General features: G+C 44.8%; 22 protein-coding genes. 8 read left to right on the top strand and 14 right to left on the bottom strand.

Translation table 11 applies throughout. The features are described 5' to 3' along the window. Positions 1 to 253 precede the first annotated feature (253 nt). The 4 genes from FHN83_RS00495 to FHN83_RS28430 form a co-directional block, all read right to left on the bottom strand. The gene (locus tag FHN83_RS00495) at positions 254 to 505 is read right to left on the bottom strand and encodes a hypothetical protein (RefSeq protein ID WP_000115760.1); all 252 of its coding nucleotides are present in this window, start codon (positions 503 to 505) and stop codon (positions 254 to 256) included. Positions 506 to 537: 32 nt separating this feature from the next. Beyond that, on the bottom strand, positions 538 to 726 hold the full coding sequence (locus FHN83_RS00490) for a hypothetical protein (protein WP_001107529.1): 189 nt from the start codon (positions 724 to 726) through the stop codon (positions 538 to 540). Between the two features lie 236 nt (positions 727 to 962). Next, positions 963 to 1,394: a hypothetical protein gene (locus FHN83_RS00480; protein WP_001251242.1), complete on the bottom strand. Its 432-nt coding sequence runs from the start codon at positions 1,392 to 1,394 to the stop codon at positions 963 to 965. Between the two features lie 103 nt (positions 1,395 to 1,497). After that, positions 1,498 to 1,734: a hypothetical protein gene (locus tag FHN83_RS28430; RefSeq protein ID WP_000288449.1), complete on the bottom strand. Its 237-nt coding sequence runs from the start codon at positions 1,732 to 1,734 to the stop codon at positions 1,498 to 1,500. Between the two features lie 252 nt (positions 1,735 to 1,986). Between FHN83_RS28430 and FHN83_RS00470 the strand changes: the two genes are divergently transcribed. The 6 genes from FHN83_RS00470 (at position 1,987) to FHN83_RS00440 (ending at position 8,600) form a co-directional block, all read left to right on the top strand. Continuing rightward, positions 1,987 to 2,684 (top strand): IS1-like element IS1B family transposase gene (locus FHN83_RS00470; RefSeq protein WP_095033700.1). Its coding sequence is split into 2 segments (ribosomal slippage): positions 1,987 to 2,236 and positions 2,236 to 2,684, totalling 699 coding nucleotides; the frame shifts between segments, so codons are not numbered across the junction. Positions 2,685 to 3,120: 436 nt separating this feature from the next. Then, the gene (locus FHN83_RS00460; protein WP_000277498.1) at positions 3,121 to 3,885 is read left to right on the top strand and encodes a hypothetical protein; all 765 of its coding nucleotides are present in this window, start codon (positions 3,121 to 3,123) and stop codon (positions 3,883 to 3,885) included. Positions 3,886 to 3,965: 80 nt separating this feature from the next. Then, positions 3,966 to 4,727, top strand: coding sequence for a methyltransferase (locus FHN83_RS00455; protein ID WP_001167418.1), 762 nt, complete (start codon positions 3,966 to 3,968; stop codon positions 4,725 to 4,727). 93 nt (positions 4,728 to 4,820) lie between these two features. Continuing rightward, positions 4,821 to 5,084, top strand: a complete 264-nt coding sequence (locus FHN83_RS00450) for a hypothetical protein (RefSeq protein ID WP_000149862.1) — start codon at positions 4,821 to 4,823, stop codon at positions 5,082 to 5,084. A gap of 43 nt (positions 5,085 to 5,127) precedes the next feature. Beyond that, positions 5,128 to 5,715 (top strand): hypothetical protein, encoded by a 588-nt coding sequence (locus FHN83_RS00445; protein ID WP_000491820.1) that lies wholly within the window; start codon positions 5,128 to 5,130, stop codon positions 5,713 to 5,715. Between the two features lie 464 nt (positions 5,716 to 6,179). Further along, positions 6,180 to 8,600 (top strand): Ig-like domain-containing protein, encoded by a 2,421-nt coding sequence (locus FHN83_RS00440; RefSeq protein ID WP_000681217.1) that lies wholly within the window; start codon positions 6,180 to 6,182, stop codon positions 8,598 to 8,600. 2,077 nt (positions 8,601 to 10,677) lie between these two features. On the opposite strand, the gene repHI2 is transcribed toward FHN83_RS00440, so the two are convergent. Then, a complete protein-coding gene (gene repHI2, locus FHN83_RS00430; protein WP_000159528.1) occupies positions 10,678 to 11,766 on the bottom strand; it encodes an IncHI-type plasmid replication initiator protein RepHI2 in 1,089 nt (362 codons plus the stop codon). 1,107 nt (positions 11,767 to 12,873) lie between these two features. Beyond that, positions 12,874 to 15,330 (bottom strand): Ig-like domain-containing protein, encoded by a 2,457-nt coding sequence (locus FHN83_RS00425; RefSeq protein ID WP_001232713.1) that lies wholly within the window; start codon positions 15,328 to 15,330, stop codon positions 12,874 to 12,876. A 372-nt stretch (positions 15,331 to 15,702) separates the two neighbouring features. Between FHN83_RS00425 and FHN83_RS00420 the strand changes: the two genes are divergently transcribed. Then, positions 15,703 to 16,329: a hypothetical protein gene (locus tag FHN83_RS00420; RefSeq protein WP_000966518.1), complete on the top strand. Its 627-nt coding sequence runs from the start codon at positions 15,703 to 15,705 to the stop codon at positions 16,327 to 16,329. Between the two features lie 57 nt (positions 16,330 to 16,386). Here the strand turns inward: FHN83_RS00420 and FHN83_RS00415 are convergent, their stop codons facing one another. From FHN83_RS00415 to FHN83_RS00400, 5 genes are all read right to left on the bottom strand, one after another. Further along, positions 16,387 to 16,668, bottom strand: coding sequence for a hypothetical protein (locus tag FHN83_RS00415; RefSeq protein WP_000535423.1), 282 nt, complete (start codon positions 16,666 to 16,668; stop codon positions 16,387 to 16,389). After that, entirely contained in the window at positions 16,655 to 17,098 is a 444-nt protein-coding gene (locus FHN83_RS00410; RefSeq protein WP_001805248.1) for a hypothetical protein, read from the bottom strand. Before FHN83_RS00410 ends, FHN83_RS00415 begins: the two co-directional genes overlap by 14 nt. Positions 17,099 to 17,158: 60 nt before the next feature. Next, positions 17,159 to 17,335 carry a hypothetical protein gene (locus tag FHN83_RS28090; protein ID WP_000070862.1) on the bottom strand — a complete coding sequence of 59 codons (177 nt, stop codon included), beginning with the start codon at positions 17,333 to 17,335 and terminating at the stop codon, positions 17,159 to 17,161. Next, positions 17,332 to 19,023 carry a DUF4942 domain-containing protein gene (locus tag FHN83_RS00405; protein WP_000096325.1) on the bottom strand — a complete coding sequence of 564 codons (1,692 nt, stop codon included), beginning with the start codon at positions 19,021 to 19,023 and terminating at the stop codon, positions 17,332 to 17,334. The genes FHN83_RS28090 and FHN83_RS00405 overlap by 4 nt, the downstream gene beginning before the upstream one ends. A gap of 247 nt (positions 19,024 to 19,270) precedes the next feature. Then, positions 19,271 to 20,434, bottom strand: a complete 1,164-nt coding sequence (locus FHN83_RS00400) for a hypothetical protein (protein WP_000114860.1) — start codon at positions 20,432 to 20,434, stop codon at positions 19,271 to 19,273. A 369-nt stretch (positions 20,435 to 20,803) separates the two neighbouring features. On the opposite strand from FHN83_RS00400, the gene FHN83_RS00395 reads away from it, so the two are divergent. Continuing rightward, on the top strand, positions 20,804 to 21,616 hold the full coding sequence (locus tag FHN83_RS00395; RefSeq protein ID WP_001121574.1) for a DNA adenine methylase: 813 nt from the start codon (positions 20,804 to 20,806) through the stop codon (positions 21,614 to 21,616). Between the two features lie 8 nt (positions 21,617 to 21,624). Here FHN83_RS00395 and FHN83_RS00390 read toward each other — a convergent pair whose 3' ends face one another. The 3 genes from FHN83_RS00390 to FHN83_RS00380 all read right to left on the bottom strand — a co-directional run bounded on the left by FHN83_RS00390 (position 21,625) and on the right by FHN83_RS00380 (position 23,627). Beyond that, positions 21,625 to 22,479, bottom strand: a complete 855-nt coding sequence (locus tag FHN83_RS00390) for a hypothetical protein (protein ID WP_000970401.1) — start codon at positions 22,477 to 22,479, stop codon at positions 21,625 to 21,627. Positions 22,480 to 22,713: 234 nt separating this feature from the next. Next, a complete protein-coding gene (locus FHN83_RS00385; protein WP_000838219.1) occupies positions 22,714 to 23,430 on the bottom strand; it encodes a zinc finger-like domain-containing protein in 717 nt (238 codons plus the stop codon). After that, the gene (locus FHN83_RS00380) at positions 23,427 to 23,627 is read right to left on the bottom strand and encodes a hypothetical protein (protein WP_000594930.1); all 201 of its coding nucleotides are present in this window, start codon (positions 23,625 to 23,627) and stop codon (positions 23,427 to 23,429) included. The genes FHN83_RS00385 and FHN83_RS00380 overlap by 4 nt, the downstream gene beginning before the upstream one ends. Positions 23,628 to 23,645: the final 18 nt, after the last annotated feature.

The raw sequence follows: 23,645 nt of genomic DNA, 5'->3' as shown, positions 1-23,645 counted from the left end.
ATAGGGTAAAATTAGGTTTCCCTAATTTCCAGAAGCAAGCGAAAGCAGAACTAGCTTAATAGCCATTAAGAACGCCATACCTATTGATAAATAACGCTCCTTACATTTAATGATTTGAGCATTTAAAAATGAATTAGCGAAAGAATTTTGGTTTGCTTTTTATTGCATGAGTAAAACAGTATTAATAATCCGGAGCCATTAGAACGTACTCTAAAGACTCCGGTATACAGATATCTTGCCAGTAAAAATGGCCTTACTCCTCATCATCCCCCAGCGCTTTTTTGATGGCGCGGCGGCGGGCTGCATCACCTACACGATATCCGACTGAATATACGTCATTCAACCGGCGCAGAATAAGATTTATTTCCTCATCCTGAATGTAGGCAGGTAAACACAGAACCACGTCGCCATCTTCATCATAGACTCGAACAACTTCCTTCTGCCCATCTCGCTCGCGAATAATCTGGACATGCTGAACCCTGGTGTATTCTGGGTTTACGCTCATTTTAAGTATCTCTCTGTAATTGTTGTTACCAGTTAGCTATAAGCCGGATAATTCTGGTATTCAGTGTTCTGCACAGCAATCGCCTGCTCGTGGATCATTGACACTGCCAGGCGGGCTTTAACTCGCTTGCTGGTGAGAAAACGCTTCACTTCTTTAAGTTCGCTGCCAGCCGACAGCATATTGAAGACATGCTGTTTGAGACTGTTGTTATTTTTGGCCACTTGTTTCTCCATCATCTTTGTACATGGTTATTTCAGGCTGGCCTGCCAGATCACACACGTTATCCATATGCTTTTGGACCCAGTCTGTTAGACCCAGACCTTCGGCCTTTGCCTGATTGACGTAACGCAGTTTACGTTCAGGGGTAACCCGCATCTGTAGTTGTGCCGTCGCTGGAACCGCCTCTTTCAGGGCGTTAAGGCCCCTCTGATCACGGGCCTGAATTGATGGTTTACCGCTAGGCATCTGATGTATCGCTCTCCCGGCGAGCGGTGGACAGCTCTATTTCTTTTGCGATAGCTTTATCTATGGCATCCAGCTGCATGGCAAACTTGATTTCAAGCGAACAGCGTAATGCCTTCAGGGCGCGTTCTTTGGTGCTGTATTGTGGTATGCCGTTCTGGCTACCATTCATGCCTCGCATGCGGCGGGAGGTTGCATCGACAACCTCTCCCTCTTCCCGTGTGCCGTGAACCGTAGTTCCGCTCCATGTCGGATAAACAGTGCCAGTGGCGGTGTTGAAGCTCCAGCCGTTTTGGTATTCCCCCGAGACCTCTGGTACGGGCATATCGCGTTCAACGCCATAGTCAGACCAGCGTAAAGCGCGGTTTATTCTGGCCTGTGCCACCAGCTCATCATACGCGGCTTGTTCTTTTTTATTCATCGCCATTTAGGGCAATCTCCTTAGAGGGGAATTAGGTGTTATATCGGTACGTAAGTGCTTTTCAGGCCTAATCTCTGACAAGGCCTGATGTGCCAGACTGCCGTTGCATTCACCGTTTTATGGCGGTTGACAGAGCCTCATTAAGAGCCGCAATTAGCTCAGGCGAAGTCGGCTCCAGATTTTTGGAAGCGTTCAGCAGCTCCTGAAGTGAAGAGATTTCCTTTGGCTCCACCTGGTTTGTTTCAGGTGCCGTTTTTTGCACTTCATCCAGTGTACGCTGTGCACCGTTATCCAGCACCAGCACCCCCCCGGCACGAATTTCTGAAATGGTGCGCAACGTATACATCAATTTATCCCAGACACGGCTACCAACCTCGAACCCGGAATCAGCTACTTTTTCTTCATTATGCTTTTGAAAAATTTCTTCTAACCAAGTGGTGAAGCGCTTTCCAAAAGTATTGGCGGCTAAAGAAGTGCAGGAATAAACCTGTTCGACCTGTTTTGTTCCATTTTTATCAGTGAATGTAATGAGACCGATTCGGCGGTGATGCTGCCAACTTACTGATTTAGTGTATGATGGTGTTTTTGAGGTGCTCCAGTGGCTTCTGTTTCTATCAGCTGTCCCTCCTGTTCAGCTACTGACGGGGTGGTGCGTAACGGCAAAAGCACTGCCGGACATCAGCGCTATCTCTGCTCTCACTGCCGTAAAACATGGCAACTGCAGTTCACTTACACCGCTTCTCAACCCGGTACGCACCAGAAAATCATTGATATGGCCATGAATGGCGTTGGATGCCGGGCAACCGCCCGCATTATGGGCGTTGGCCTCAACACGATTTTCCGCCATTTAAAAAACTCAGGCCGCAGTCGGTAACCTCGCGCATACAGCCGGGCAGTGACGTCATCGTCTGCGCGGAAATGGACGAACAGTGGGGATACGTCGGGGCTAAATCGCGCCAGCGCTGGCTGTTTTACGCGTATGACAGGCTCCGGAAGACGGTTGTTGCGCACGTATTCGGTGAACGCACGATGGCGACGCTGGGGCGTCTTATGAGCCTGCTGTCACCCTTTGACGTGGTGATATGGATGACGGATGGCTGGCCGCTGTATGAATCCCGCCTGAAGGGAAAGCTGCACGTAATCAGCAAGCGATATACGCAGCGAATTGAGCGGCATAACCTGAATCTGAGGCAGCACCTGGCACGGCTGGGACGGAAGTCGCTGTCGTTCTCAAAATCGGTGGAGCTGCATGACAAAGTCATCGGGCATTATCTGAACATAAAACACTATCAATAAGTTGGAGTCATTACCGATTCGGCCACTGTTAACAGTGTAAAAGCGAGGTTGAAAGCCAGCTTTGAGAAGGTTTTCAATAGCTGAAAAAAAATCTTTTTTGAGCATCGGTTTCAAAATGGTTTTCCTTTTATGCCCGGTGCCGCCGGGGCGGTGGCGTTAAATATACGCCATGTAAGTAAATTAATTTATACCCATTTGATTGTCAATACAAACAAAAAAACAAACCATGTTTATTATTTTATCAACGATGCTATTTTAAAGTCCGTCTAAAATAAAAAACCAAAAAGTTAAATTTGAAGCCGTCCTTCCTAAATTCATTTCTTGCGCATATTAGCACCCTGCTTTAAGTAAATAATTTTTGAAAAAGTTGTCTGGAGGTTATTAGCTCGTGCATCTGGATTGGTAATATAAAGCCAACACAGAAAAGGAAAACAAAATGTATAAATTAGTATCTCCTCGTGAACTGACTGAGATTATTACCGGTTTACTGCTTAAACCTGAACTCCTTGGTGAGCTGGACTCACCAGAAAAGCATCGGATGTTTATGGCAGATTTAGGCCGCGTGGTGGCCGAACATTGTGGAGGTCTGGTAAACAGCGTCGTCTTGCCAGGAACAGAAGTTACAGTGTCGGATGGGTTACCGCTTAATGGCCAGCCGGTACGTTATCTCGGAATCAAAGAGAACATCCCTCACCTCCTTGTAGAGCCTGATGCTTCCTTACCTTCGCTCGCTAAAAACGTCTGGATGTATGCAGATCCTGAAGGCTGGAAAGAACATTTTGGAGCTGAGGAAGACTGCCTTACTCCTGAAATGATGCAGCTGTTCCGTAAAGGTATCCAGGCTCTTCAGAAAGAGCATGACACCCCTGAAATTAGCCTCACACTTCAGGACTGGCGCCTGGAGGAGGAAACACTGCCAGAAGAGGACAGTCAGGCCTATCAGGTCAGCGTTACCGGCCAACATAACATCCACTGTGAAGTTGTTAACAAGGAAGGTAACCCCTGTTTTGGTGTCATGTTCGAAATCGATCAGGGTGTGCCTGCCTTACACATCAACACCGGCGGGGATATGTTGCTCCACATTCATTGCGCCCATAACGGACTCGTTCTGACCCCTGATGCAAGCGGTCAGCGATTTGATAAGGCTCCCGTTGACCGCTTCTCTTATAACAGCCCATCCCTGCTGTTGTCTGCCGACTAACCAAGGCCAAATCTGAATTGTCCCGTTTAAGTAACCAACCCGCTGCCGCCAGGCGGGTAAATCCTCTTAATGGAGTTTTAATGCAAATCTCAACTGAAGTTCTGAACGTCTTATCTCGCTGCCGTGCTGAAGGGAACTTTCTTTTCCTGGCCGACCAGCTCGACCGCAGCATTTATGTTAAGACAAACAAAGTGCTCGAAGCCGCCGGTGGCAAATGGAACCGAAAAGAGCAGGCACATATTTTTACGGCGGATGCAGCTGAGCGTATCGAGCAAATCATTCTGACAGGTTCGGTTGACATCCCACGAGATCTGTTCAATTTCTTCCCTACACCTGAGAATTTAGTCACAGATATGGTTCTACGCGCTGAACCAGCTGCCGGGGAGCGTGTACTGGAGCCAGAGTTTGGTGATGGCCGCATTCTGAAAGCCTTAAAACTGGCGGCTCCGGATGCATTGATTACCGGGATCGAATTGAACGATGAGCGATTCCTTGCAGTGAAGAACGATAGTGTCCTTAGCACAGGAGTCGAGCTGGTGCATACCGACTTTCTTGGGTACCAGCCCGATGAAACTTTTGATGTTATCGTTATGAATCCACCATTCCTTAAACGCTCTGACGTTAAACAAGTCATGCATGCCATCGCAATGCTCGCTAAGCGAGGTCGCTTACAGGCCATTCTGTCAGCTGGGGTATTGTTCCGGGAAGACACACTGACAAAAGCGCTCAGGGAGCGAGTCAAACAACTTGGCGGACAAATTTCGCCTCTTCCGGATGATACATTTAGGGAGTCCGGAACAAAGGTCAAAACAGCCCGCCTTGAAATTGATCTTCGCCGCTAACTGACAAGCAACCGGAAAGAAATCTTAATACGAGTAGCCGGTTAAAGTTACCTGACCGGCTTAACTGACTAAATCAATAAAGAGTGAACAGAAATGACGCATACTGCCGTTTCTCAGGCTAATAGTGCTTTGCAGCTACCCACGGTGGAGCATGTCTACGCTCTTCTGAAAGCAAATTGTAAACCTGACCGCTTTGACGGGCGTGACGGACCCGTGTGGGGCCAGGAATACTCGTGGAATCTGGCAAAAGATCGCTTACAGGATCTGGAGAAATACGGTAAGGCATATGTCTCCCGTCATGAAGACCGTATGGGGGAAGGATTTAGTTTTGGTCCTGACCTGTTAATTATTCGCTAACGCTCCTAATGCCTGATGATATGGTAAGCACAACTGGAAAAATATGTTTTCAAAGCCTATGACCACTTTCACACCAGAACGTATTGAACAAATTTTGGAATTTGCCGAGGGTAGTAACCCAAGCGAAGCAATGAGTCTCAGAGCTGACGAAGTTGCTGTACTGGCACGTATTGGAAAGGCAGTTATGTCGATTGCGCCTGTTTATCAGTGCGAGTTTTGCCACCATGACGCAACCGGGCAACTTCAGTGGCACTGGGAAGATGTGAACAAAGCTTTTTATGATAAATACGATCCAGACAGACGCGGAAGACGTCGAATCCTCTATACCGCCCCGCCGATGCCTTTAGTTTCGGCTGACCTGCTTAACATGGCTTCATCTGCTATTGAAGACTTGCTCACTAACAAAGACAGAAGTGGTGCGGGAATGTGGAATGACATTCCAGAACAGCTACGACGCGCAGCAGAACTGGTAATGGATAATAGCCGGGCCGCTGAAACAGAAGCGATGCTGATGCGTCTTTATGTAGAATGTGACACAGGTGAGCGCAGGGGCAACGGCACTCAATCTGGCGTAGCAATGCCTTCTTGGCAAACCGTTGAAGAGGCACGTGTGTTGCTAGGGGTGAAATGATGCAGTTCTCGCCAGGGCAGTTTGTAATTCACAACAAGAAGCGCCTTGCGGAACGAAGGTAGACGTACTGACTGAGGTTCACTCCCCTCTCGACTGGTGGCGTAATGCCGCCAGGTTTTGATTCATATATGCCGTCCGTTAACGCATTTATATCTGACATACCTAATTTATCCTGATTCTTTTTTACACAAAGTAAAAGCATCACTTAATGCGATATGTGGATGCCGATAGTTTCAGGCTAATGTTATAAGTTTTGCAATCGTTGCCAGTTTGGACACCACAGAAATGTCAGATGTAATTCCAAAAAGAAAGATTTCCGTCCTGAACGCACAATAAGGTTTGTCGAAAGGCAAATTATAGATTTGTAATTTCGAGCACCATATGGAGAAGTTTTTTATACTTTTACGAACATAGTGACCTTTAGGAAAAGCTTAAAATAACACCAAACCTAAAGGGGAATAAGAATGAAACATCTCGCTTTTATTACTGCTGTAGCCGGACTCGGTATGTCTGTTCAGGCCCCAGCTCAGATATATGAATCGGCCTTTAAAGACACGAACGGTATTGAGATCCACGCCCCGTCTTCTCGTCTTATGCTTAATCCGGCATCACCGGTAACTTTGACACTTATTTCAGGTCTTGATCGTTTCGTTAATGTCAAAGTCACGAAAGACACTGGAACTGTCATTCTTAATACTACGACTACACGGACGGGTGTATCAGACCGACTAACAGCTGCTGACGGTAGTGAGTTCTACGGCAAAAAAGTAACTTTGCCTGCTTTGGGTGAAGGCAAATTTGTCGTTCAGATAAACGTGTTAGATCTCAATCAGAAGCCTGTAGCGACCTATAACTATAACTGGCTAATTGATGTCACCCCTCCAGCGGCAAATGCTCTTACCGCTAATACTGGTTCTGGCTCTACCGCTGGTGACGTGTGGAAGCTTGGATTAGAGGCAACGGGGCAGTATGACTTCACCTCTTCGGGCGTAAGTGATGCAAATGGTATTGATAAGGGCCTAATATATATTTACAGGCAGGACGGTAGCCTCTACAGCACTACACAGATGCAGTATGACGTATCCGGCCAAAAGATGTACCACACTTACTCTAAGAATTCAGTTAAGGGAACCGGAATACCAGACAGCAACCTGGATGAAGACTTTACTGCAAAAGTTGTTATCTTCGATAACGCAGGTAATAGCCGAACGCTGCCAACTCAAAAATTTCGCTACGACAACACGCTGGGTGAGATGACACTGTGGGCCGTTCATGATCCAAATACGTCTTCCAGCGTCGTACCCGGGGTTTCTAATTATCCGGCTTACAAAGCCGGTATGGTCGTTAACGAAAACCCTATTCGATTAGTCTACCGGATCCCAAAATCTAACTACCGTGCTTATTCAGAAGGTGGGCTTCAGTTCATCAATCAATATTCCGCCCCCAAAGAGATAGCTGTAGACAGCACTTATGCTTATGTTGAAATGACTCTTCCCTATGGCTCAATTAATGGGGATATGGCTCGTATGGCGAACTTTGGCCAGTGGGGAGGGTATTATCCGTCATACAGCCTCGTTCTAAACCCATCTGCAAACCAAACGCCTGCATTTGCGGGTACCTGGGTAGATTTCCTCGATGATAAGGGGAACTGGGTTAAGTGGAAGGATTTTGAGAGTGTGGCTTCATCACGACTGCCAATTAAAATTTCCCGACTTCGTTTTAACGTTGAAGCCCGGCCCTTTGCACAAGAGATCGGCGGTAAGGCGACCTGCACCATTCCGGCAGGAAAAACCTCGTGTGAAGCGCCTGAGACGTTTGATATGGCCTTGGGTACCCAGGGCTACAATAGGATCCTTTACTTCGTTCGCAGCATCAGCAATCCCATTTTGCGGTCTGAGCAATGGATTATGACACGCTGGAACAATAAACAACTGCCGGTAATAAACTCGATATCATATGACGAGACTAACAAGCAGCTGGATGTACTGGCGTCACTTGAAGGCGATGGTAACTGGTTCGACTCGGTCTCATTGAGGGAATTTTATCTTTCCGATAAGAACACCGGTACCCGGATGTCACCCACAGGCGTAATCAAATCTCGTATCTCAGGTAACTACACGATTGCTTATGATTTATCCCGTCAGTCTGAAGGAAAATACAACGTTGAGGTCAACATCAGGGACTTCTTCCAGAACCAGACCAATAAAACTTTCGGAGAAATTGCTCTGGATAACACTCCTCCGACAGTGGCCATAACATTCGACGGAAAGCCGGTAAAAGACGATACGGTAGTGTACGGCCTGGAGAACCTCAGGATCGCTCTGGCAGATAATCTGACAACCCCGAGGATAACCCGTCTTCAGCTCGTAGGTGGCCCCACAGCTGATAACGTTGAGCTTACGTGGTCACCGGCAGGCAAAGATACATACATGCCTGAGTATCCGAGGCTGTTCCCAAATTTCGAACCATCTGAAAATTATTCAATTAGCGTAACAGTTGCCGATAGTCAGTCGAATACCAAAACCTATACTCAGAAGTTCAGTTATCTACCGAATAACCTTGTGCAGTTACATAATCTACGCACATTATCGGTCAGTTCGCCTCTCAAAACGACAGATGGCGTACCCCTTGCGTACCTGTCCACTAACGTTCTGCGTAAGACAAATGGAGAAATTGCTAAAGGGGTCCAGAACGCAACGCTGACTGTGCGGAAGGATGCAGCCTTCGGTATTAAATTTAACGGGGCACAGGCGGCTCCAGGTGAGTCAGTTGAGGTGCAAATAGATATGGGCCAGGGGGATAATCTTCTGTTACCCGTTTATCCTTCCGAAAATGGGAAAGTTGGCACCTCAGAATTCATGATTCAGATCGACGAGTTGAAGTAACTACCCGGAGCCGACAGTAAAACTGACGGCTTCAATTTTACTGCCCTCCTTGACTCCGATCAGCCAGTACGTCTTCAGAGATTCGCAAGGAAGAACCGAAAGAAAAGTTACTTTAATCGTACGTTTCCAGCGATGCTTTTAAAAGACAATGCACACTCGTTGATTACGACAATGGGAGTGAGTGTCGAAACCCTTGAGTAAGGATACCCGGTAAATATACAGCCCCGGGGATCCTCTTCCTTCAACCGGGGATGACAACGGTAGTGAGTCCGGCAACTCACTCCCGTTGTCACTTCTCTGACATATCGTCATACGAGCTTACTCAAGTGCATCCACAAAGATGGGATCGTTTTGAATCTAAACTGGTACTGGTTAGCCAGTCACTTGCATCTATTCCCCCGTCGATACTTAAGTGACAATTGTAGTGATCTGCAATACTGGTGTCTCAGAAACACTGACGACGGTAGAGACTCAATACCCTAACCCCTGACAACAGGAGTGAGCTTAGAGGTGTTACGCTGCTGTCACTTAATGCTTGGGAATTGCCTGACTCACAACCATTGTCATCCGGAGCTACTGATTAACGTTGAACCGCTGGACTTTAATGACAGTGGTAGTGATGGATAGGCTCATTTCCATTGTCGTCATTTTATCGGACAAGCCTCTTCGTCCTACAGGTTTAAGCTGACAATGGTAGTGATTGGATGATCTCACTACTGTTGTCACTCAGTTCTTTGAGCGGACCCTTCCCTCGGTTGGTCGGCATTAACAACGGTAGTGACTCGATTGGCTCACTGCCATTGTCATCGTGTAAATGACGTACCTTATCAGCTCAGCTGAAAGCAATGACAACGGAAGTGACTCTAATTGCTCACTGCCATTGTCGTCGTGTCTATTGAGAGCCTTATCAGTGCACCTGAAAAGCAATGACAACGGTAGTGATTCTAATGGCTCACTACCGTTGTCACCGTGTGTATTGAGAGGATGGTCCACTTAACTGGACGTCTATGACAATGGTAGTGACTTTAATAGCTCACTACCATTGTCGGCGTGTGAATTGAGAGGATGATCAGCTCAGCTGTACGGCCATGACAATAGTAATGACTTAATGAGCTCACTACCGTTGTCACCCTGTTAATTAAGAGGCTCATCTGCTCTTCTGGAAGGCTATGACAACGGAAGTGACTTGCTGGGCTCAGTGCCATTGTCGCCGTATGAATTGAGAGGATCATCCGCTCTTCTGGATGGCAATGACAACGGTAATGACTTAATAGGCTCACTACCGTTGTCATCCTGTAAGTTAAGAGGTTGATCTGCTCAACGGGACGACTATGACAACGGTAGTGACTTGCTGGGCTCACTACCATTGTCACCCTGTGAATTGAGAGGTAGATCCGCTTAACCAGACGTCCATGACAACGGTAGTGACTTTCTGGGCTCAATACCGTTGTCACCCTGTGATTTAAGAGGTTGACCCGCTCTACTGGACGGCCATGACAACGGTAGTCACTTTCTGGGCTCACTACCGTTGTCGCCACATAGAATGAGAGGAGCATCAGCTCAGCTGAACGGCAATGACTACAGTAATGAGCTGGATGAAGCATAACCATTGACATCTGGCCCAACCGGAAGCCGTATTCGCCAATCCAATCGAGATTCACAATGGCCGTGACTCGCCGCATTAAGTTCCGGTGTCCTCCCAAAGCTGAACGCACACTCGGAGGACAATGACAATGCCAGTAAGGTACACATCATTACCATTGTCACTATAGCTACCAGAGAAGCCGGGATTTGAATGTCGATGGTAGTGAGTGGGTCAACTCACTGCCATTGTCACCCCGTTACGATATTTTCCGTTGGATGTACTGGCCAATGAAGTAAAGCGTAGAAACCGGGTGTTAACAGGTGACTCAGGAGAAAGCGTTGAATTCGCAATCTCGATCTACATAGGGTGGTAGAGAACAATGACAACGGTAATGACTTTTGACTCATTACCGTTGACGTGAAAGAGCGGGCTGGGACTAACGAAAATCGAAGAAGTAATTTAGCACCCGGAGCCTGAACCGCCGGGTTAACTTTAGCTGGCGTTGCTGTTCTTTTTCTGGCTTCGAAGACTACGAATATAGCGCAGTTCTTCAGCGGTTAAATCATGGACGGTAAGAACATCATCGCCGTCTATCGGGTCAGCTGGTGGGCATAACTCACCTTCTAAAACAGAAGACCCTGAGTTCTCTTCTTCATCTTCAACCACTTCTAAAGGAGGCTGAGTATTGTTCAAATTCAGATCGGGATCCCGCTTATGAATCTGGAAGTATACTTTTCCGTCTTTCTTAATTTCGGTGTACTGGAGGTATCCTATCGATGCCAACTCTTCAAGAGCCTTTCTCACGGTAGCATTCTGACTATTTGCTCGTGTTTTGAGGTTCAGACGATTTTTCAGCCGAGTAAGGGATATCGGTATAGGATTTGGCGGTAATGACTCTATGAACGTATAGAGAGCCTGGGCGCTTTCCTTCTTGGCCAACTCCTTAATTGCCTTCAGCTGCATCAAAACCTTATGATCGTATTGATAGAGCTCGAAAATCTTAGGATCAACCTGAAGGACAACCTGATCTGATTCCGGGTCTAACAGGGCAGACTGTACCAGATGCGTTGTATAGACTTTGGACGAGTTATTACTGGTGAACGACAAGGTAACGGATGCTAACCTGCGTAAGGAGGCGTCTATACGTTTTCTGGACGCTGTAGATGAGCGATAATTTTCAGGCGTACATAGCTTGAGGAATTCAGTGAATTTTAAGCTTATCGTGTCATTGTTAATCGGATGATTGGCATAGGTTCGAATGATGCCCATCCACGTCTTAAAATCTACTGACATATCAAGACGCTCACCGACAATTGAAATATTGGTGAACCCCTCGCTCTCCATTAAAGAGAGCGTCTGTAACTCTTTCGTTGCGTCAAAGCCAACCGTTTTATATTCCCGATTTTGACGCCCCACACTCTTTGGTGATGGGACGAACAGCCCGAGCCGCATCAAAGCAATAGACTGCACCGTACGGTTGCTGTTAGGACGCAAAATGATGTCTTTACCTGATTCTTTCTCTCTAACAGAGAAAGCCCTGGTGACCAGGTCCTGCTGCTCAGTATCTTTCTCTTTAGTCATAATAAGTTATCACTGAATGTGTAAACAGATTGGTGAATAGTAAGCCCCAGCGAACTCTATGTCACTGGATGGATCATTGTGATGATCCATATCTGTGCATAAGTTCTACCTAAAAAAACGACTCCACTCATTAAAACTTGGCAAAAACTCTTTGCATACAATGACCTGCAACTCTTATCAACAACGGATCAGATCAAGTTAAAAAGATCTAATGAAAAGTCACTACTATTGTCGCTCTGATCACTACTGATGTCAAAAAACTCATTACCAACGTTATAATAATCACTACCAATGTCAAAATAATCACTACTGTTGTCACTGATCACGTCTCAGGCCTTGTGCCGTCTGGCCTGGAGGCAGCGGGGATCTCTTTTGATCTATCAGGAACACTAAGGTACTAATTATTGGAACTACCTTGTGGAAAATGGGGATAAATAAATGCTTAGTTCTTATACAGGTCTCAACTTGCCTCCCTGATAAAAACTGTCGTCAAAGCTAAATCACAGCCACAGGCATTTTCGGTGGATAAATTTTTGAGAAATAGAAGCATACATGCAGACTCGTGTCGCAAGTAATTGAAAGTAATAATTTATTTAAATAATGCGAGTCACCTTACCTTACAGTGGAAGTTTAAGTCTAACCTCACTACCATTGTCACTTAAAATCATTACCAACGTCGAAATAGTCTCTACCATTGTCTTTTAAGTCACTCCCGTTGTCACTTATGTCGCTACTGTTGTCAGTGACAATGCTCCAGCCCAGTAACCATGCGGCCTACAGCGTACCGGGATCTTCTTTGTACTCTCTGGCACCTTTGGGATCATTTATTGGATCTACATGAGGGATAAAATCTTTTGACGATTTCGTAGTGCAGTTATACCAGCGACTTAGCAAGACAAAAGCTGCAATTTAGTGACGAGTTACTAGTCTGCCCAACAAGAGCAATGCAGAGAAGATATGTGGTGAAATGACCATGGTAGTGAGTCTAATCACTACCATGGTCCGCAGTAAGCGTTACTTACGCAATGAACGTCGGACTGATTTGCAACAACATGGGCTACGGCGCATCAGAAGACGGCCGTTGTGCTTCAGCAAAACAGCCCTGCTTTATTTTAATTCTTCAATGTTAATCATGAACTCAGATCTGCCTGTAAGGCCGGATACAGCAGGGAAAATAGGAAAGCTACGGCTGTCCCCGAGCCCCAAATCCAGTTGAAGCTCTTTGCTTTCACCTGGCATCGCAGAAACACCATTTACAGTCACGCCGAATGCAGCGTCCTTACGGACAGTAAGCACTGCGTCCTGAAGCCCTGTAGCGATTGAACCATCCTTTTTACGCAGCTGGCTGGCATACAGAACAGCCAGAGGAGTATTGTCAGATGTTTTGAGAGAAGCATTGACAGCTAAGGTTTTCAGATTCTCTAGCCTGACGAGATTGTTTGGAAGGTAGTTAAATTCGACTGAGCTTTCTTTAACGTTGTTCATCTCATCTTTGGCCTGAACTGTGAGAGTGTATGTTTCGCCTTCATTAAGAGACGGAAAGATCTTGGGATAATTAGGTGCATACAGGTTGTTTCCCAGATTCACCCAAGACAATTCCACCGCATCAGAAACAGGGCCACCGCGAAGAGTCATACGGCTTAAGGATGGTTTAGTTAGAGCATCGGTGAGCTGTATACGGACGTTCTCCAGCCCATATACTGTTACGTTTTTGCTGATCGGTTTTCCTTCGTAGCTAATACTTACAGATGGTGCTGTATTATCAACGACAACAGTTTGATAAGGGAGGTTACCGGTATTGTTGAATGTATCTTGGGCATTAATTACCACGTTATAACTGCCTTCTGGTACCTCTTTCATGTTGAACTCATACGTGTAGTTCCCAGACGCCATATTTCTACCTGTTTGTTTGCCGGTTACGCTTATTTCTGCGTTGTTACGGTTTTTATCTGACAACCAAACTCGATTTACATAAACATGGTCGAAATATGAACCATCTCCAGGTTGATTCACGTAAACCTGGAGAATGTTGGTGGTTTCAATGTAATCAAATCCAGTGACGGAGGGACCCAGTGTATGCCAGGCTATATTCTCCCATATAGGGGCAAAGAAGGTTGCTTCGGTGGTTGACCTTACTTCATAGCCACTATGAAGATAGCCGGTAGTGCCATTTATAATATCCTGGGGCAAAGAGACGGTACAGGTTGTTGAGCCAGCTGGAATACTGCATGTTGCTCCGCCAGTGATTTTTTGATCATATGGCCTAGCCTGTACATTGAACCGGATATTAGTAAGTTTTATAGGCATATCAGATGCCTTGAACAGGTTCCAGTTTACGCTGTTGAACCATGTTCCATCAGCCTTTTGTCGTTCTATGGGTGAACTTCCCCAAGCCGGACTCTTTACAGAGGCAGGATCCCAGTTGAGCCAGCTGGCATACTGACCAAGATCTCCTCCAGACCATTGATATGTATTCACAGGTCTATAGTAGTTTCCATCTAAGGCACCCTGTGGCAGCTTAACTTCCACGTAGACATAGGTGGCATCTTCGGAAAGGACCTGTACTCCGCCATAGTTATTGGTAATGCTCATGCCACCATTTCGATATGGCTTCCAGTTAGTTCTTGGGATACGTATAACCAACTTGTAGGGGTTTTCCAGCACTGTAAGGCCTCGTTTAAACGGGACGTATCCCGAAGAAATGCCGGGTACAACACTGGTGCTTACACGTGAGTCATGAACTGCAAATGGCGTAAATTCTCCCATTTGATCGTCATATAAAAACCGCTGGGGAGGAATGTTAAGCGTATTTCCTGCCAGGTCCGTAACGATGAAATTGAAGGTGAATTCTTCATCAAGATCACTTGAGGGCATGCCAGCCTGGGTGTTCATATCTTTAATCCACGGATAGAACGCACGTTTATTGGCTGTGTCATAACTCAGGTTATTGTCGGAGACCACAGAACCATTACTTCGTTTAATGACAAGACGGATCTTGGCAATTCCACTAGCATCCTCAATACCGTCTGCAAATATAGAAAACTGGCCACTACCGCCTCGGCCCAACTCCCAAAGTGGCCCAGAAAGTACCATGTCGTAACCTGCGTTTTGACTCGGATAAATACTCTTATAGCGTGGAGGAGTTGTATCAACGATGAAATGATAAGTAGATGTGCTCACTACAGTCTGGCGAATATCCAGAGTTTCATTGACTACAGTAAAGGTCCCTTCTCCGAGCGCCGGTAGAACCATATCCTTTCCATAGTATTCTGTTCCATCGGCAGCAACGATACGATCTGCAACGCTCGTTTTGGTCGAGACGGAGGAATACATAACCTTTTTATCGCTGTCTCGTGTGACCGTCACTCGCTCGTACCGATCAAGACCCGATATCAAGTTCAGAGTCAAAACACCAGCGGGATTAAGATATGTTTGTGTTGCAGGCTTAATATTCCGAACAGCCTTATTGGTATCTGTAAATGAGTAGCTAAATACCTGAGCATGTGCCGAAGATACAGTAGCAAGGGCAGTTGCAACCATGCAGCCAATTAGAGTTTTACGCATATGATGCTCCGGGAATAGGTTATAGCCTTATTCTACGGATTCAGCCTACAAGGTCCGGTCGGATAAAGTGATAATTTGCCTGTTAAAAGAGACATCAAGTGAGAAAGCAACCAACGTACAGAATGCAAAATGGCGGCAGTGCATCTGGATGACGCAAAAGTAACTTTTTGTACCCACTTTTTTGGATTTTAGCCTTCAAAATGAGTATTCAACCAATCATAAAAGTAACTTTTGATAGACGCTGCTCCTTTATGTTTGCCAATTGTGCTGATATGTTTTTAAATTCAAGGAAGCGAGATTTTAAAAGCATCTGTTGAGTCAAATTTATGTAAAATAACAGGGTAACCATCACTTCTAGGTTGAGGAAACCCAATGTTATACATGCTCTTATGCTGTTTTCTGATGCTCAACAGTACATTCGTTATGTTCAGAGCAATGTCTGCAATAAGTAAAGGATCCGCTAAAGAAAACCGGTCTGAAATATCGCTGATAGTCCTAGCAACACTTGGAATTGCATCACCATTCATTGTCGCAATGATTACTATTAATGAAAGTATGACATCTAAAACAGTAACAGATTTTTCTTTGGGTGCTCAGTGGTCCGGAATGGTTTCAGCGGTAGCGCTAATGGGGTTATATGCTCGACGCGTTTGGAAAGAGAAGAAGTCCTTATTTACTGGCGCTTTCCTGGCCTCTTCCTTAATGGCCTTTATTTTTACTGACAGCCTTGTTTTCGTATCCCAGAAGGACACCGGCGTTCTGGCTACTTTCGTACTCGATAAAAACGCTGGAGATATTGATTGTAGTCGCCCGGCTATGATTGTCCATTACAGTAAAGGTGTTCCAACGGACTGGCGTTGCCCAACCAGTATCATGTTGATGGCGTATTCTTCATATCCTTTTTTACCTTGGCCTGAGTATAGCCATGGTACCAGCCAGTCTCTTACGGTTGTTATTGATACATTTATGGAAAACGCTGTTAATCTCAGTCAAAAATAATAAATAAACCTCTCTAGTGAGAGGTTTTATAAACCTGAGCCACCAATCTAATTAACTCTATATTTTTGTTTTAGCTTTTTTAAAGGTAGACTTACCGAATAAAACAGCAATTATAGAGCAAAGGCCTGGCGTTAGGACAAAAGCTAATAATGCACTGCCAAAACTTGTCATTTCAGGCACCACGAACCAGCTGATAGGCCACGTCAGGGCAGGTAAATTTAGCGGATCATAAAGCGCATGTAGAGCGCTTAACACACAGTAAAGTGCTAAAAAGCAAACTAGATAAACAACGATCCACATTTTAATTTGCTCAGCAATTTCAAATTTAGGACTGCCCATGCTTTACCTCAGTGGCTGAATATTGATGGTTAATATCTTTAATCACCCGTAAGCACTTAGTGCATACCTTAGTTCGATTTGTCTGCTTGTCCAGAGTGTATTTAACTTCAAGTTGACCTCCAGCATTAAGCAAAGTGAGCATCTCATCTTCTAACACGCTTCGGTAAATGGTCTTGTCCGAGAGTGTGCCCGGTAACGAGTACTCAACATAATTGTTTGAAACTCTTACCGATTTAGGGATTTTACCACTGAGCTGGATTTCATTCGTTGAAGGCATTACAGTTACTTTAATCACAGTTGCCGGTGACCAGAAATCCTGATAACGCACTTTATGAATTTTATCAGCTCTAAGGCCTAACCACACATTTCCGGCGATAAGAACAATAAGCAATCCATAAACTGATCGTCGAATGTTACGCCTTTTAATCACAATGTCCCCCATCCCTCAAATATCATTCTAAATAACTGCACCAGGATATCATGAGCGTAATTAAAAGAATTCTTCATAACCGGGGTTTTCAGTTGAGTTTGCGGACTCTTTACTTTGCGGTTTCTCGCCCTCTATTTGAGTATCCCTGACAGGTTTGGATTTACCCATGCTCCTCTGAAAGGTATCCATAACAAACTCAATATCTTCTTCTGGCAGGCTGGTGGGTTGGTTGCTCATAGGACTTCCTCTTGTTGAATACGTTCGGCGTACAGGATGCGAACCGAAACGGTCGTGTTTTCAAACTCGTTCTCAAAAACGTCCATCCATTCCGTCCGGAATTCTTCCCCCAGAAGGTTATCGAGCCCCTGAAGAGATAATGGAAGAACGGCTGCTAGAGATCCCCCGGCTGCGAGATGAGATGCAGCTGCCTGGAGATGCAGCCTGGCCCGGTTATCGGCAAAAGGTGGGTTCATCACGACATAATCAAACTTCTTCTGTTGATTAGACTTAGACCATGTGAGGAAGTCAGCTTCTGTCGTATCGTATCCCTTAGCCCGGGAGATAAGGCAATTCAAAGTATCAAGCTCGATGCCAGTAACGATCACACCGGCAGGGAATGATTTAAGCAAATCCGCATGGCCAATATTAGGCTCCAGGAGGGTATCCCCTTCCCCTGCACCGAGCAGGGAATATACATATTCGCTGATTCGGCAAGATGAAGGGTAAAACTGATGCGATACAATATCAGGCATCTCCCCTATCTGGCCGATGTAACGAATAACCTCACACGGATCATAGGAAAATGTCACATCGTATTTTGTTACTGTTGCCCCTAAGAACCGAAGGGTGTCAGCGGCAACACTCGAAGATTTGCGTTCGGCGAGAGACCCTAAAGATGTCCAGCAACTCCATTTATTGTCCCCGTCATTTTTAAACATTAGTTCAGAAAGCTGCATCCGGGTATCAAAGTCGATGCACTGCTTAAGTACAGGGAATGCCTCCAAAGATTTCTTGCTATGAGCCATGCGGTCGGCAGGTAATGCCAGCGGTACGATAGCTGATAAAATATTGTTAAGCCGCTCGGCGATATCAGGGTGGACGTCAATATGCATTGATCCATTTTTGTAAACCCTGAAACGAATACTGTTGCCATCGATGCAGATCCATTTTCTGAACCCCTCATGTTCGACCAACGCCTCAACCAATGATTTGGTGTTATGGATCGCCTTCACCTGTTCGCCACGGAAGAATGCGCATATAACGCGGAGCTCGCTCAGTGGTGAAATGCCAGACTCTTTAAAATCCACCCTTAATTTCTGCCAGGGGTATTTAGACGGCTCGCAAACTCCGGTAGTGATCATGCGGGTGGAGAACCCAAAAGCTTTGTTTGTCTTATGACTGCGGCTCAGAGACTGGAAGACGTCGTAAACCCTTTCTTTAATAAATTGATTGCGGTCATTAAGCAAAGCAACGACTGTGCCTACTACAGCGTCAGCTGTGAAATCAGGGATCACCTGAGGCGGCATAATATAGCGGTCGGCCGTAAACTGCTTATCCCATTCGTTACGTTTGGCATCCGACATGATAGGCAAAACATCAGTGAGTGCCATAACGCGTTTCCAGTATTCAGATCTCAGAGCGTTTTCCGCGAACAAGGCATCCGCTTCAGAGATACTGTGGTTGTAGCCTGAGAGATAAGAATAAAGTTTCTGGTGATTGTGGGTTTTGAACTGGACAGCCATGTGTTTCAACAAGCAGAGTTCATCATTATAGGACTCAACAAGATCCGCGATAATGCCGAGCTCTTTGCGCATATCTGGAAGAAATGTTTCAGAAGAGCTAACCACCAGGCTATGAGAGGTTGTTAAAGCCAGTACGCTGTGACCTGCATTATCGGGTTTAGCTTCAGAATCAAGAGATGACATTTTACCGGTCCTTTAGAAAAAACTTTTACCAGGATAGCAACGTCGCTCTGTAACCTAATAGGTTCAGTGACACGAAAAAGTTTTTTATGTCTCTGAATAAAACTTAAAGATGTCAACTCATAGAAAGAAGCAAAAAAAAAGCCCCGCATAAACGGGGCAAGAACGATACATGGAGGTTTAAAAAAGGCGGGCAAAAAGCCTGAATCCTTAATGACTCTGACAAAACCAACACTTTGCCAAAAGTAAATTATTCTGCGTCCGGCTGTGGGTCAGTATCCTGATCGGTCTCTTCCCCTGCCTTCTTAGCATTTTTTTTACGTGGGTATTTTGGCTTCTCACCATTAAGTTTTGCCTGACGATTCTCCGCACGGCGAAGCTGCTTGTTCTCTGATTCTGTGATCTCTTTTGAAAGATTTCTCAGCATCTCCAGAGTACTGCGGTTCAACGTAATGTTGATTTCTTCGTCAGCACTTGAATCTGTCATCTCCGGCAATTCAATATCCCCCAGTTTCTGTAATAAGCTGGTGGTGATGAGTTTGACGCCTTCTACGGCTTTTGTGGCAATAACCGGCGGAATCCGTGCTGGCTTGAAGTCTGAAGGTCTGACTCGTACCTGACCATGTTGGGTTTTTTTCACCGTGATGCCATTCGCATCGGCCTGCTCAAGTTCCGCGATCATCTTCTTGATACGTGAAATTGCTTCTGTTTCACCGAGCTCATCGATCAGTGAAAGCACGTTAACATACGAAATAGCGTCAGCATGAATCCATTTCTTGATAACAACAGAACAGGTTGTCAGGCGGATAAGAGAACTGATGGTCGTCGGGCTTTTATTTTCACGTTGAGCAATTCGTTCGAGTGACCAGCCAGCAAGAGAATGTAGGCGACGATAGGACTCGCCAAGCGCAACAGGAGAAAGCGCAAGACCACGGTTACCATCAATGGTCGCGAGCTCACAGCCAATTTCATCTTCTTTAATCTCAACGCAAAGGATTGTGATGTCATGATCTTCATCACATGCCATCATTGCGGCTTTTAAACGGCAGTGCCCCTGGCGAACAAAAGGTACCCCATCAATGACACGTACTCGGATAGGGTCTACATAGTCACCTCGAATGTAGGCATTCTTGATGTTGTAGATGTGTTCTTCAACCTCAGGGAGCTTATAGTAATCGTCACCCATTCCCATTTCGCGGGAGTTGAAGCCTGGCGTGACCTGAATTACTGAAGGGTGGATAGCCCATGCTTTCTGGTCACTTACTTCAGTACAAAGTTCAGGGTTTGCATCACGGAACTGTTTAAGCCCAGTGACGTAACGACCTGTGCCAGTAACTACTGAAAAGGCAACATGGGCCGTTTTAAAGACCTTGTCATTAGCTTGCTGTGTAGGTTCTGTCAGTAAAACACTCATAGGGGCTCCGTTACATTTTTCTGCTTACTTTCTGCGTAGCGGGGATACTACCGAAAAAAAAATCCATAATTTTTCGCAAAAAAGGTACTTTTTGAGCCTATTCTGATTTTTCACAAAAAAAGAGGGCTCCCCATTTCTTGTGATGGCATCAAAATCGCTTCATAAACAAAGACATAAATCCAAAACATAAAGTTCAGGTATCAGTGAGGAAAAATCTTATAAATCCGCAATGCTGAAAGTCAAAACTGTGCGTCTTAAACAACTTTTTTTTGCTCCCTAAGTTATTAGTTAAAGCCCGTGGTTAGGTACGATACCAGCACCTAAATTTCTCTCTCAGGTATAGACACTTTGACTCGACATCTCAGACACATGCCGATAATCAAATGGGCTGGTGGAAAAACGAAACTGATGCCTTTCATCAGCCATCACTACCCACACGATCATAGTTGCCGGTGGGTAGAACCCTTTATAGGCGGTGGTGCCGTTTTTCTGAACATGTTTGCACAAAATGCATTGCTTGCAGATAGCAATCCAGACTTGATCAACCTATACAGGACTATTCAAAGACAGAAAACTAACTTTATAAATCAGGTCCAAAACCTAGCGGATAAAACCTTTGTCGAAAAGGACTACTATGAGATGAGGGACCGTTTCAACAAAACCTGTATTTCTGGTCAACCGCTTCAAAGAGCGGCTTTGTTTTACTCCCTGAATCGCCTGGGCTATAACGGTATGTGCCGCTATAACTCAGAAAGAATCTATTCAGTGCCCTGGGGGAAACATACAGAACTGAAGCTTGACTTCAATAAAATAGACTACCTTTCATTTCGTCTTTCAGGTATTGAACTGATCACCGCTGGTTTTGAGGAGACTCTGGCCGCAACCGGCGAAGGAGATCAGATTTATTGTGATCCGCCATATGACAAAACAAGCAAAACTAGTTTTGTCAGTTACGATGGTAAACCGTTCAGCCAAAGCGACCACGTGCTGTTAGCAAATATGCTCGTTGACGCTCACAGAAAAGGCGCTGCTGTTGCGATATCAAATAGCCTGACACCATTCACTTTGGGCCTCTATGAAGAGCGTGGATTCGTCATACACAGACTCAGCGCTTACCGATCCGTAGGAAGTAAGCCAAATACACGGAAAACGGAAACAGAAATACTGGCCGTGCTGAAATAGAGTTAATTCTAATCAACGGGGCTAATCCATTCCTGAAAAGTTAATACCTCAGGGTGAGTTCGTTGAACATAAGGTATAAACTGAAGCTCTTCTATTCTCCGGTCGCCCCTCTTTCCTTCGCAAATAAATGAAATGAGTCCTTGCTGAGAAAGCCCAGTAAGGACGCTCATAAGTCTTATATTTAGAGTTTTAAGCTGTAAGTCGTTATTAATGTCCTCCACTTTATGAGAGCTCTGGCCTGAACGTTTAAGATACTCGTAAACCATGAAATTCGAATTTCGTCGTTTTAACAATTTTTCGGTTATGCATTCCTGAATGAAACCGCCAAGAGCATCTAAAAGCGGACTGAGAACTACCGGGAAAGTTAATGTGTAACTTTGAGAAGTTTTAGACAAAGTAAATGAATTTAGAAAGCTAAAGTTAAGTCTCTTTTTTGAATATGGAGCGTAAGCGACAAGAGTAGTTGACATAACAGTAAGTAAAGCTTCAAGATGTTCCACTGTTATTAATGTGGTTTTATCTGTATTTCTTAGATTATGGAAATCAATAAACGCTACTCTTGAACGGCTAAGCCAATCTTGTACTTTAATGTCGATAGAAAATTGCGATATATGATTTGAACATTCATTTTGGTTGATAGGGCATGCAGACGAAAGATGGTTATGGATTATCATGCATAGCACAAAAAAAGGAAATCGGCAGGCTGTGGGGCATTGAAAACCGGTTAAAGAAAGCTTAGACGTTTCATATGCGCTTACCGGAAAAGTAACTTTTCTTAACGTTGGCTTTGACGATGTTCTTGCATTTTTACAAATGAAACCGAGACCCAGATCATTGTGCATTTTAAAGTCCATCTCCATCATCACCTTTTAGCCTTAACTGTATGGTATTGGTATACAAAAAATTAAAAATTATAATTAATAAGATTATCATTTTTTTACTATTGAAAAGGTTGTGATAGAGGGGAATTTAAATGTAAAAGATTTATACTCGCAGATCTTTATGAGGGATAAAACCCATTGCGTAAGCAACAATATTACGTGAGTGAGTCCTAACGACAGTTTAAGTCTTGGCTCTATATTTAAGCAGTAAAACATTTAACTGTCTTGGAGTTTACTTAACTTAAAAACTGTTATTGCAGCATAATTTTTCGAATCAAAATCATAGAATTTTCTGACTTTTCCAGTCAAATGATAACGTTCACCCAATAAAATGTGATCCTGTTTATCGGCCGTTAAAGCGATCCCGTCATTTCTAACTTTACCAGTAAATGTAAAAAAATAACTCCCTTTACTTTTTGCGTACGCGGCCCTGACTTCAGTAAATGTTAGTTCAATGCTTATGACCTGGCCGATATTGTAGCTATGTTTTAAAATTTCTTGTTCATTTTCCGGAGTTTCAGACAACATCACATCAAAGGTTGTAAAGAAACAATCCAGCTGGCGTTCTGTCAAAAAACGGTTATTGTCTAGTTGCGCCAATATACTATTAGAAAACTTAGTGTTAGCCTTTTTTGCTTTCTCAATAAGTACGTGGTTTCTGGATTTCCATGCTTCGAGTGTTGGGTTAACACGCAGTTCCGGAATGTTATCGAGAAAGGTAATTGGCTCTAGTACCACTAATTTTTCAATAATGGGTCCAACTGTTTGCACCCCATGACACTTTTCACATACATCAGCCCCTTTGTGGCCTGTGCCCGCACATTCGTTACATTCTCTTTCGATAGGTGCATAATAATTTCCATCTCCGTTAAGGGATACATTCACTGAGGCTGGTACCATATGACCATCAAGAGTAAAGAAAAGAGATTTCATTTTCGAAACACCTCCAAACGTGCCTCTACGATTGCTACAGCTTCTTTCACAGTTTTTTCATAGTGGTCATGCCCTTCAGGAAATTGGTCAAAACGTTTACCGTGTTCTAACTCTTCCATGTTGCGTTTAAGGACTTCATGAGTTAGAAGCAAATCATTATAATTATCGATAAGAGTCAGCTTTATAGGTTTAATCACTCAACTAATCCTCGGGTT

The organism is Leclercia adecarboxylata (genome assembly GCF_006171285.1).
GTDB lineage: Bacteria > Pseudomonadota > Gammaproteobacteria > Enterobacterales > Enterobacteriaceae > Enterobacter > Enterobacter barmai.
This window is presented reverse-complemented; position numbering and strand designations above follow the sequence as displayed.